Source organism: Thiomonas islandica, from assembly GCF_055383445.1.
The window spans coordinates 207429-218829 of record NZ_AP042391.1; the positions used below are offsets into that span (position 1 = coordinate 207429).

The 11401-nt window shown below is 64.1% G+C and carries 12 protein-coding genes; 5 read left to right on the top strand and 7 right to left on the bottom strand.

Features of this window, described 5'->3' with window-relative positions; translation table 11 throughout:
- Positions 1-15 precede the first annotated feature (15 nt).
- From gltA to ACZ47F_RS01020, 7 genes are all read right to left on the bottom strand, one after another.
- A complete protein-coding gene (gene gltA, locus ACZ47F_RS00990; RefSeq protein WP_464925452.1) occupies positions 16-1329 on the bottom strand; it encodes a citrate synthase in 1314 nt (437 codons plus the stop codon).
- A gap of 84 nt (positions 1330-1413) precedes the next feature.
- On the bottom strand, positions 1414-1686 hold the full coding sequence (locus ACZ47F_RS00995) for an FAD assembly factor SdhE (RefSeq protein WP_464925453.1): 273 nt from the start codon (positions 1684-1686) through the stop codon (positions 1414-1416).
- 9 nt (positions 1687-1695) lie between these two features.
- On the bottom strand, positions 1696-2412 hold the full coding sequence (locus ACZ47F_RS01000) for a succinate dehydrogenase iron-sulfur subunit (protein WP_464925454.1): 717 nt from the start codon (positions 2410-2412) through the stop codon (positions 1696-1698).
- 41 nt (positions 2413-2453) lie between these two features.
- Positions 2454-4217 (bottom strand): succinate dehydrogenase flavoprotein subunit, encoded by a 1764-nt coding sequence (gene sdhA, locus ACZ47F_RS01005; protein ID WP_464925455.1) that lies wholly within the window; start codon positions 4215-4217, stop codon positions 2454-2456.
- Positions 4218-4583, bottom strand: coding sequence for a succinate dehydrogenase, hydrophobic membrane anchor protein (gene sdhD, locus ACZ47F_RS01010; protein ID WP_464925456.1), 366 nt, complete (start codon positions 4581-4583; stop codon positions 4218-4220).
- Position 4584: 1 nt separating this feature from the next.
- A complete protein-coding gene (gene sdhC / locus ACZ47F_RS01015; RefSeq protein ID WP_464925457.1) occupies positions 4585-5001 on the bottom strand; it encodes a succinate dehydrogenase, cytochrome b556 subunit in 417 nt (138 codons plus the stop codon).
- A gap of 163 nt (positions 5002-5164) precedes the next feature.
- On the bottom strand, positions 5165-5971 hold the full coding sequence (locus ACZ47F_RS01020; protein ID WP_464925458.1) for a GntR family transcriptional regulator: 807 nt from the start codon (positions 5969-5971) through the stop codon (positions 5165-5167).
- Between the two features lie 183 nt (positions 5972-6154).
- Here ACZ47F_RS01020 and ACZ47F_RS01025 point away from each other — a divergent pair, with 183 nt between their 5' ends.
- The 5 genes from ACZ47F_RS01025 to ACZ47F_RS01045 all read left to right on the top strand — a co-directional run bounded on the left by ACZ47F_RS01025 (position 6155) and on the right by ACZ47F_RS01045 (position 11400).
- Positions 6155-7141: a malate dehydrogenase gene (locus ACZ47F_RS01025; RefSeq protein ID WP_464925459.1), complete on the top strand. Its 987-nt coding sequence runs from the start codon at positions 6155-6157 to the stop codon at positions 7139-7141.
- A 9-nt stretch (positions 7142-7150) separates the two neighbouring features.
- Positions 7151-8041 (top strand): methylisocitrate lyase, encoded by an 891-nt coding sequence (gene prpB, locus ACZ47F_RS01030; protein WP_464925460.1) that lies wholly within the window; start codon positions 7151-7153, stop codon positions 8039-8041.
- Positions 8042-8062: 21 nt separating this feature from the next.
- Complete coding sequence (prpC, locus tag ACZ47F_RS01035) at positions 8063-9226, top strand: bifunctional 2-methylcitrate synthase/citrate synthase (protein WP_464925461.1); 1164 nt, start codon at positions 8063-8065, stop codon at positions 9224-9226.
- A 191-nt stretch (positions 9227-9417) separates the two neighbouring features.
- Positions 9418-9939, top strand: a complete 522-nt coding sequence (locus ACZ47F_RS01040; protein ID WP_464925462.1) for a hypothetical protein — start codon at positions 9418-9420, stop codon at positions 9937-9939.
- Positions 9940-9948: 9 nt separating this feature from the next.
- Positions 9949-11400 carry a bifunctional 2-methylcitrate dehydratase/aconitate hydratase gene (locus ACZ47F_RS01045; protein ID WP_464925463.1) on the top strand — a complete coding sequence of 484 codons (1452 nt, stop codon included), beginning with the start codon at positions 9949-9951 and terminating at the stop codon, positions 11398-11400.
- The last annotated feature ends 1 nt before the right edge of the window (position 11401 follow it).

Here is an 11401-nt window from a genome sequence, read left to right on the forward strand (position 1 = left end):
GTCAATGCCGACCGATCAGCCGCGCTCCGCGATGGGCTTGACATCGCGCCGCGCAGAGCCGGTGAACAGCTGGCGCGGGCGGCCGATCTTGTATTCAGGGTCGGTGAGCATTTCGTTGAGCTGGGCGATCCAGCCCACAGTGCGCGCCAGCGCGAAGTTGGCGGTGAACAGCGACACCGGCACGCCGATGGCCTTCTGCACGATGCCCGAGTAGAAATCGACGTTGGGATAGAGCTTGCGCTGGATGAAATAGTCGTCCTCGAGCGCGATTTTTTCCAGCGTCATCGCGAGCTTGAACAGCGGATCGTCGTGCAGCCCGAGCGCATCGAGCACTTCGTGGCAGGTTTCGCGCATGAGCTTGGCGCGCGGGTCGTAGTTCTTGTAGACACGGTGGCCAAAGCCCATCAGCCGCACCGAGGAGCTTTTGTCTTTGACTTTGGAGATGAATTCGCCGATCTTGGCCACGCCGCCCTGCGCCTGGATTTCTTCGAGCATGTTCAGGCAGGCTTCGTTGGCGCCGCCGTGCGCCGGGCCCCACAGGCAGGCCACGCCAGCGGCGATCGCGGCAAACGGGTTGGTGCCGCTCGACGCGCACAGCCGCACGGTCGATGTCGAGGCGTTCTGCTCGTGGTCGGCATGGAGGATGAAAATGCGGTCGAGCGCGCGCTCGACCACGGGGTTGACCACATAGTCCTCGCAGGGCGTGGCCCACATCATGCGCATGAAATTGCCGGCGTAGCTCAGCTCATTGCGCGGGTAGATGTAGGGCTGCCCCATGTTGTACTTGTAGGCCATGGCCACGAGCGTCGGCATCTTGGCGATCAGGCGGATGGCCGAGGTGTCACGCTGCTCAGGGTCGTGCACATTGATTGAGTCGGGGTAGAACGCCGACATGGCGCCGACCAGCCCGGTGAGCACCGCCATCGGGTGCGCATCACGGCGAAACCCGCGCAGAAAGAACTGCATCTGCTCGTGCACCATGGTGTGCCGAGTGATGCGCTCGGTGAACGCCTGTTTCTGCGCCGCGGTCGGCAGTTCGCCGTAGAGGATGAGGTAGCAGACCTCCATGTAGTCGCATTGCACGGCCAGCTGTTCGATGGGGTAGCCGCGGTAGAGCAGCTCGCCTTTGTCGCCGTCGATGTACGTGATTGCCGAACTGCACGAGGCCGTCGACAGAAAACCCGGGTCATAGGTGAACTTGCCGGTCTGGGCGTAGAGCTTGCGGATGTCGATCACATCCGGGCCGATCGTGCCCTTATGGATCGGCAGCTCGACGCTGGGCGAGCCGTCGCTGAACGAAAGGATGGCTTTGTCACTGGTGGCGGTCATGTTCGATTCTCCGGGAACTGTGAAATGGAACTCCCGAAGACGCGCTTCGGGGACAAATAGGGACAAGCCAGCGGCATCGCTGACTCACAGGCTCTGCAGGCATGCAAGCAACGCCCGCACCCGTGGCCGATCCAGCTCGCTGGGCAGCGCCGCGTGGCGCACGAGCAGATCGAACAGGGTGTTGTCGTCCAGCGCCAGCAGGGCGTTGAGGGCGTCCGCTTCTTCCTTGTCCAGCGGTGCGCGGCGCTGGACAAAAAAACGCTGCAGGATCAGGTCGTTCTCCAGCATGCCGCGTCGCGCGCGCCAGCGCAACCGGGAAAGGTCGGCGGCACTGGCGCTGTCGCTCGTGGGCTGCATCACGGCACGTCAGACGGCGCGGCGCACCATCATTTCCTTGATTTTGCTGATCGCCAAGGTCGGGTTCAGCCCCTTGGGGCAGACGTCCACGCAGTTCATGATGGTGTGGCAGCGGAATAGGCGGTAGGGGTCTTCCAGATTGTCCAGCCGCTCGCCGGTGGCTTCGTCGCGGCTGTCGGCAATGAAGCGGTAGGCCTGCAGCAAACCAGCCGGGCCGACGAATTTGTCCGGATTCCACCAGAAACTCGGGCATGCGGTAGAACAGCTTGCGCACAGGATGCATTCATACAGCCCATTGAGCTCCTCGCGCTCGGCCGGGCTTTGCAGCCGTTCCTTTTCCGGCGGCGGAGTATTGTTGACCAGATAGGGCTTGATCGAATGGTACTGGTTGAAAAACTGGGTCATGTCCACGATCAGGTCGCGGATCACCGGCAGCCCGGGCAGCGGCTTGAGCACCACGGGCTCTTTCAGCGTGAGCAGGTTGGTAATGCAGGCCAAGCCGTTCTTGCCATTGATGTTCATCGCGTCCGATCCGCAAACGCCCTCGCGGCAGGAGCGGCGGATGGATAGTGAGTCGTCGAGCTCCCACTTGATGCGCTGGATGGCGTCGAGCAGCATCTTGTCGGTGTGCTGCAGCGTCACCTCGTAGTCCTGCATGTAGGGCCGCGCGTCCTTATCCGGGTCGTAGCGGTAGATCGAGAATCTCATCTTGCGCGTCTCACTCATGTGCGCTCCTCGTGCTCGCCGCAATGCGGGCGATTGATGCATCAGAAAGTACGGGCCTTGGGCTTGAACGGTTCGACGGTCAGAGGCTTGATCTGCACGGGCTTGTAGCTCAGGCGGTTGCCCTCGCGCCACCACAGGGTGTGCTTGAGCCAGTTCTGGTCGTCGCGCTCGGTGTAGTCGTTGTGATAGTGCGCACCGCGGCTTTCCTTGCGGGCCTGGGCAGACACCATGGTGGCCTTGGCCACCTCGATCAGGTTGTCGACCTCCAGCGCCTCGATGCGCGCGGTGTTGAACACTTTGGACTTGTCCTTGAGGTGGATGTGCTCCACCTGGTCGGCGATCTGGTTGATCGCCCGCACGCCTTCGGTCATGAGCTTGTCGGTGCGGAACACGCCGCAATGGGCCTGCATCGCGGCGCGGATCGCTTCGGCCACCACGTGACTGCCTTCGCCGCTCGTGGAAGCATCTAGTCGGGCAAGACGCGCCAGTGCGCGCTCGGCGGCGTCTTTGGGCAGGGGTTTGTGGCTGCGCTGGTGAATGCCGCTTTGGATGATGTGATTGCCCGCTGAGCGGCCGAACACCATCAGATCGAGCAGTGAATTGGTGCCCAGGCGATTGGCGCCATGCACACTCACGCAGGAGCACTCGCCAATGGCGTAAAGCCCGCCGACCACGGCCGCCGGATCGTCGCCCCGCGGAGCGACCACTTGGCTGTGGATGTTCGCCGGGATGCCGCCCATCTGGTAGTGGATGGTGGGCACCACGGGGATGGGCTCCTTGATCGGATCGACATTGGCAAAGCGGATGGCGATCTCGCGGATCGACGGCAGCCGCTTCATGATGGTCTCGGCGCCTAGGTGATCGAGCTTGAGCAGCACATGATCTTTGCGCGGCCCGGCACCGCGACCTTCCTTGATTTCCTGATCCATCGACCGCGACACATAGTCGCGCGGCGCCAGGTCTTTGTAAGTGGGGGCGTAGCGCTCCATGAAGCGCTCGCCGTTAGCGTTGAGCAGAATGCCGCCCTCGCCGCGCACACCCTCGGTGATGAGCACGCCGGCTCCCGCCACCCCGGTGGGATGAAACTGCCAGAATTCCATGTCCTGCAGCGGAATGCCCGCCCGCGCGGCCATGCCCAGACCGTCGCCGGTGTTGATGAAGGCATTCGTGCTGGCCGCAAAAATGCGCCCGGCGCCGCCTGTGGCCAGCACCGTGGTCTTGCCCTCGAAAATGGTCACGTCGCCGGTTTCCATCTCCAGCGCGACCACGCCGAGCACATCGCCCTCGGCGTCGCGGATCAGATCCAGCGCCATCCACTCGACAAAGAAATGGGTGCGGGCCTGGACGTTTTGCTGATAGAGGGTGTGCAGCATGGCATGGCCGGTGCGGTCGGCTGCGGCGCAGGCGCGCTGCACTGGCTTTTCGCCAAAGTTGGCGGTATGGCCGCCGAACGGACGCTGGTAGATCGTGCCGTCGGGGTTGCGGTCGAACGGCATGCCCATGTGTTCCAGCTCGTAGGCCACGCTGGGCGCCTCGCGGCACATGAATTCGATCGCGTCCTGGTCACCGAGATAGTCCGATCCCTTGACCGTGTCGAACATATGCCAGTACCAATTGTCCTCGCTCATATTGCCCAGGGCGGCGCCGATGCCGCCCTGCGCTGCCACGGTGTGTGAACGGGTCGGAAACACCTTGGACAGCACGGCCACGTCCAGCCCGGCGCGCGCCAGTTGCAGCGCGCAGCGCAGCCCGGAGCCGCCCGCGCCCACCACCACCACATCGAATTTGCGATTGCTGACCTGCATTTACGTTCTCCACAACACTTGCAAGGCCCAGCCGGCGCAAGCCAAGAGCCACAGAATGGTGCCGATCTGCAGCAGCAGACGCACACCCACGGGTTTGACGTAGTCCATCCAGATGTCGCGCATGCCGACCCAGGCGTGGTAGGTCAGCGCCAGGACTGTGACAAAGGTCAGCAGCTTCATCCACTGCTGCGCGAACAGATCGTGCCAGCGGGCATAGTCCAGCGGCCCGGGCGCCAGGAATTCAACCAGCAGCACCAGCGCGAACAACGCGATGACCGCCGCGGTGACGCGCTGCGCCATCCAGTCGCGCAGGCCGTAATGTGCGCCAACGACCAGGCGCTTGTTGCCGATGTTGTTGCCGCCCATGTCAGTACACCCCCAGCAATTTCAGGCCAAACAAGGCGGTCAGACCGAGCGATACGGCCAGGGTGAGCATGGCCAGCAGCTGCCCTTGCGCCTTGCTCACCGCATGAAAGGCGTCCATCCACAGGTGCCGCAGCCCCGCCACCAGATGGTGCATCAGCGCCCAGAACAGGCCGAGCAGGATCAGCTTGACAGCGCCGTTGGACAGAAACCGTGCAACTGCGTCATGGCTTTCGGGGCTGCGCAGGCTGGCGTCAAACGCCCACAGCGCCAGCGGCAGCGCCAGAAACATCACCCCGCCGCTGATGCGGTGCAGGATGGAGACGATGCCCGCGAGCGGCAATCGGTAGCGGACGATCTGGGTGATGTGGATATTGCGGTAGACCGGCCGGGCCGGTGGCGACGCGGGTTTTGTTGTCATGATGCTGACCTCGTTGTGAACAGAATGCGCGCGGCAAGACGCCGTTTATGAAAGAGTGCGAAGTCGTGGCAAGGTGCTTGGGGATTGTCTCGGTGTTTTCAGTCTATTGCGTTGCAGCATGAAACAACCCATCCGCTGCGATAGTTTTCTCCGTAGCAGCCGCTCAGCTCAGTTCGTTGCGGTAATGGTGATGGCGGGTGTCGTACAGCCCGCGGCGAAACTCCGCCGGATGGTCTCCATAACTGAACGACAGCCGCTCCACCAGCAGCAGCGCCTGGCCTGGATCGACCTGCAGCAGCCTCGCCTCCTGCTCGCTGGCGTTGACCGCGCGCAGCTTTTCCTCGGCCCGCACCATGCGGGTGGCAAATTCCGACTCGAACAGCGCGTAAAGCGGCCCGCGGTAGCTCTCCAGCCGCTCGGCGGTCAAGGCGCGAAACACCGCCCCCGGCAGATAGATGTCCTCGTACACCACCGGTCTGCCGGCCAGCAGCAGGAGCCGGCGGATTTGGGTCACCGCCTCGCCGCTGCGAATGCCCAGCGCCCGCGCCACCTCCTGCGGGGCGCGGGTGCGCTTGCACTCGAGAAACTGCCGCTCCATGGGTTGCGGCTGTGGCTGCGCCCGGTCGCCCTCCGCCGTGTCGGGCACCAGGCGCAGGAAGCGGAACTTCACCCGCTCCTCGTGATGCGTGGAGACGAAGGTGCCGCGCCCCTGACGGCGCAACAGCAGCCCTTCGGCGGCCAGTTCGTCCACCGCCTTGCGCACCGTACCCTGGCTGACACCAAAACGCCGCGCTAGCTCGGCCTCGCTAGGGATGAGCTCGCCCGGCTTCCACTCACCCTGCTGCAGGCCACGAGTGATCAGCCCTTTGATCTGACGGTACAACGGGCTGAAACTCGGGTTCGAGGCCGCCGGCGCCTGCGCCTGGGCAGCCGGGTCGGAAGCAGTACGGGACGCCATCATGTCGTGCATTGCAGCATAGGGATAGATGCCTTGTCCAGCGTTTGTTAAAAAACATCTTATATAAGATAGATGAGTGGTTGACTGTGCTGCAGCAGCGACCTACACTCCCTGCGCATACTGCAATGCACAACGGCGCGCCAATGCAGCCAAGGCATCGCCGCCGTCCATCCGCCCCACCCACAGGAGCCCTCCATGTCCAAAGCCCCCGTCCGCGTGACCGTCAGCGGTGCAGCCGGCCAGATCGGCTATGCCCTGCTGTTTCGCATCGCCTCCGGCCAGATGCTCGGGCCCGATCAGCCGCTCATCCTGCAACTGCTCGAGATTCCAGACGAAAAGGCGCAAAAGGCGCTCAAGGGCGTGATGATGGAGCTCGAAGACTGCGCCTTTCCGCTGCTGGCGGGCATGAGCGCGCACAGCGATCCGAACACCGCGTTCAAGGATGCGGACTATGCCCTGCTGGTGGGCGCGCGCCCGCGCGGCCCCGGCATGGAGCGGCGTGACCTGCTCTCGGCCAATGCGCAGATCTTCACCGCGCAGGGCAAGGCGCTCAATGCCGTGGCCAAACGTACGGTCAAGACTCTGGTGGTCGGCAATCCGGCCAACACCAATGCCTACATCGCGATGAAGTCCGCACCCGATCTGCCGGCAAAGAACTTCACCGCCATGCTGCGCCTGGACCACAACCGCGCACTCAGTCAACTGGCCGCCAAGATCGGCAGACCGGTGGCCGAGCTGGAAAAGGTCTGCGTCTGGGGCAACCACTCGCCCACCATGTACGCCGACTACCGTTTCGCCACGGTCGGCGGGCAGTCGGTCAAGGACCTGATCAACGACGAGACCTGGAACCGCGACGTATTCCTGCCCACCGTGGGCAAGCGCGGCGCGGCGATCATCGAGGCGCGCGGGCTGAGTTCGGCCGCGTCTGCCGCCAATGCGGCGATCGACCATATGCGCGACTGGGTGCTGGGCACACAGGGCAAGTGGGTGAGCATGGGCATAGCGTCGGACGGCGCCTACGGCATTCCAAAGGACATCGTGTTCGGCTTTCCGGTCACCTGCGCCAACGGGGAGTACCAACTGGTGCGCGATCTGCCGATCGACGCCTTCTCCCGCGAGCGTTTGGACAAAACCCTGGCCGAACTGGAAGAAGAAAAGGCCGGCGTACAGCATCTGCTCTGAGCGCGCGCCATGATGCAACCCACCGCGGGTGAACGCTTCCGCCAGGCGCTTGCCCAGGAATGCCCGCTGCAGATCATCGGCGCGATCAATGCCAATCATGCGCTGCTGGCGCAGCAGGCGGGGTTCCGCGCCATTTATCTGTCGGGCGGCGGCGTAGCTGCCGGGTCGCTGGGCCTGCCCGATCTGGGCATCAACACCCTGGATGACGTGCTCACCGATGTGCGGCGTATCACCGACGTGTGCGACCTGCCGCTGCTGGTGGACGTGGACACCGGCTTTGGTCCCAGCGCTTTCAACATCGCACGCACGGTCAAGAGCCTGATCAAGTTTGGTGCCGCCGCCCTGCATATCGAAGATCAGGTTGGCGCCAAGCGCTGCGGCCACCGCCCAGGCAAGGAAATCGTCAGCAGCGGGGAAATGGTCGACCGCATCAAGGCTGCGGTCGACGCCCGCACCGACCCGGCGTTTTTCATCATCGCTCGCACCGATGCGATCGCGGTCGAAGGGTTGGACGCGGCAATCGACCGCGCCCGCGCCTGCGCCGAAGCCGGAGCGGATGCCATCTTTGCCGAGGCCGCGCTCGATCTGGACACCTACCGCAAATTCGGCGCCGCCGTGGGTGTGCCGCTGCTGGCCAACATCACCGAATTCGGCGCCACGCCACTATTCACCGTGGACGAGCTGCGCAGCGCCGGGGTGGCAATGGCGCTGTATCCCCTGTCGGCCTTCCGCGCGATGAACAAGGCCGCGCAGACCGTCTACCAGACCATCCGGCGCGACGGCACGCAGCAGGCCGTGCTGCCGCTGATGCAGACCCGCGCCGAACTGTACGAGAGCATCGGCTATCACGCTTACGAGCAGCGTCTTGACGCGCTGTTTTCCGGCAAAGCCAACCCATAACGAGGGACGAGGAGACAAGCCATGAGTGACGATACCACGCCCAGCGGCATGACCTTCAAGCCAAAAAAATCGGTTGCACTCTCGGGCGTGACCGCGGGCAACACGGCGCTGTGCACCGTGGGCCGCACGGGCAACGATCTGCATTACCGCGGCTACGACATTCTCGACCTGGCCGAGGCCTGCGAGTTCGAGGAAGTGGCGTATCTGCTCGTGCATGGCAAGCTGCCCAATGTGGCCGAACTCGCCGCCTACAAGACCAAGCTCAAACGCCTGCGCAGCCTGCCCGCCGCGGTCAAGACCGCGCTGGAGCAGCTTCCGGCGTCCGCGCACCCGATGGATGTGCTGCGCACCGGGGTGTCGGTGCTGGGCTGCGTGATGCCCGAGAAAGACGATCACAGCGCCGCCGGCGCGCGTGACATCGCCGACAAGCTCATGGCCTGCCAGGGCTCGATGCTGCTGTACTGGTGGCACTGGGCCGCCAACGGGCGGCGCATCGAGGTACAGACCGATGACGATTCCATCGGCGGCCACTTCCTGCACCTGCTGCACGGCCACAAACCCAGCGCGCTGTGGGAGCGGGCGATGCACACCTCGCTCATTCTGTATGCCGAGCACGAGTTCAACGCATCCACCTTCACCGCCCGGGTCATCGCTGGCACTGGCAGCGACATGTACAGCGCCATCACCGGTGCGATCGGTGCGCTGCGCGGCCCCAAGCACGGCGGCGCCAACGAGGCGGCGTTCGACATCCAGAGTCGCTACGCCAGCCCCGACGAAGCCGAGGCCGACATCCGCCGGCGTGTGGCCAACAAGGAGGTGGTCATCGGCTTTGGTCACCCGGTCTACACCATCGCCGACCCGCGTAACAAGATCATCAAGGAAGTGGCGCGCCGCCTGTCTGCCGACCAGAACGACATGCGGCTGTTCGACATCGCCGAGCGGCTCGAGACCGTGATGTGGGACGTGAAAAAAATGTTCCCCAATCTCGACTGGTTCAGCGCCGTTAGCTACCACAAGATGGGCGTGCCCACTGCCATGTTCACGCCGCTGTTCGTCATCTCGCGCACCAGCGGCTGGAGCGCGCATGTTGTCGAGCAGCGACAGGACAACAAGATCATTCGTCCCAGCGCGAATTACACTGGCCCAGAAAATCTGCAGTTCGTGCCGCTCGCACAGCGTGCCTGAGGCCGGTCACGCGCAATCTCTCCGATGCAGCCGTGTCTGTTCAGCTTCCGGCGACGTTCTGGAGCGGGCGTTTTGCGTGGAAGTGGTGAAGATTTCGTCGCGAGCGGCCTGCTGGCAGGGCGTAACTGCGCCTGCGGGCGCGCAGCACAAAGCTTCACGACTTCGTGGTCCTGCTCCTGGAGACGTCTGATATGAAGCGCAAGTTGTCCCTCGTTTGCGGCCTGCTCGGCCTATCCTTTGCTCTGGCGCTGCCGGCGCACGCCGCCGAGCCCGCCGGCGCCGTCAAAAAGCCCAACCCAACCCACAAGGCAAAGGCCAGGATCAAACCCGCCGCGAAAGCCACCACGGTGGCCACCGCCGCCGCGGCCACCCCTGCCCTGCTCACCCCCGAGTCGGCGCAGGCCCAGCCCACGGGCACCGAAAACGGCTACCCCGATGTCAACCCGGTGTTCGCCTTCAAGGATGGCCGCATGGTGTGCGGCGCGCGCCACGAGCCGCTGGACATCAAGGTCGAGGCGGCCGATGACCAGGAAGTGCTGGTGACCTGGAACCGCAAGCACTACCTGCTCAAGCGCAAGCCCACGTCCACCGGGGCCTACCACTTCGACGATACCAAGGCCGGCTTCGTCCTCATCCAGATCCCGACCAAGAGCATGCTGTTCGACAAAAAGAACATGACGCGACTGGCCGACGATTGCGTTCCCATCCAATAAACCCTGTCCATGTCCGCAGCGATTTCCAACGTCCGCCCCACCCCCGACCAGGTTCTGGTCGACATTGCTGACTACGTTCTCCAGACCGAGATCGACAGCGCGCTGGCCTACCAGACGGCGCGCAACTGCCTGATCGACACCCTCGGCTGCGGACTGGAAGCGCTGGAGTATCCCGCCTGCACCAAGCTGCTCGGCCCCATCGTGCCGGGCACCATCGTGCCGCACGGCGCCCGCGTGCCGGGCACGCAGTTCCAGCTCGACCCGGTGCAGGCGGCGTTCAACATTGGCACGATGATCCGCTGGCTGGACTTCAACGACACCTGGCTGGCGGCAGAGTGGGGACACCCGTCGGACAACCTCGGCGGCATTCTCGCCGTGGCCGACTGGATGAGCCGCAACGCGGTGGCCGTGGGCAAGAAGCCGCTGGTCATGCGCGACGTGCTCACCGCAATGATCCAGGCGCATGAAATCCAGGGCGTGATCGCGCTGGAAAACAGCTTCAACAAGGTCGGGCTCGACCATGTCGTGCTGGTCAAGGTGGCCACCACCGCGGTGGTGGCGCGCATGCTCGGGCTGTCGCGCGAGGAGATCATCAACGCGGTGTCGCAGGCCTGGGTCGACGGGCAGGCACTGCGCACCTATCGTCACGCGCCCAACACCGGCAGCCGCAAGAGCTGGGCCGCTGGAGATGCCACCAGCCGCGGCGTGCGCCTGGCCCTCATCGCCAAGACCGGCGAAATGGGCTACCCCAGTGTACTCACCGCCAAGACTTGGGGCTTTTACGACGTGAGCTTCCGCGGCCAGCCGTTCAAGTTCCAGCGGCCTTACGGCAGCTATGTGATGGAAAACGTGCTGTTCAAGATCAGCTACCCGGCGGAGTTCCACAGCCAGACCGCGGTAGAGGCAGCGATGACGCTGCACGGGCAGCTCAGGGCCGCAGGCAGGAGCGCGGATGACATCGCCAGCATCGTCATCCGCACCCACGAAGCCTGCATCCGCATCATCGACAAGAAGGGCCCGCTGAACAACCCGGCTGACCGCGATCACTGCATCCAGTACATGGTTGCGGTGCCGCTGCTGTACGGCCGCCTGACCGCTGCCGACTACGAGGACGCCGTCGCCGCCGATCCGCGGATCGACGCGCTGCGCGAGCGCATCACCTGTGTCGAAGACCCGCAGTTCACCCGCGACTATCACGACCCGGACAAACGCTCGATCGCCAATGCGCTGACCGTCACCCTCAAGGACGGCACGGTGCTGCCCGAGGTCGTCGTCGAGTATCCCATCGGTCACAAGCGCCGCCGTGCCGAGGGCATTCCGCTGCTCGAAGCCAAGTTCCGCACCAATCTGGCGCGGCGCTTTCCGCCTAAGCAGCAAAAGGCCATTGCCGACGTGTCGCTGGACCAGGGTTTGCTCGAGTCCATGCCCGTCAACGACTACGTCGATCTCTACGTCATCTGAA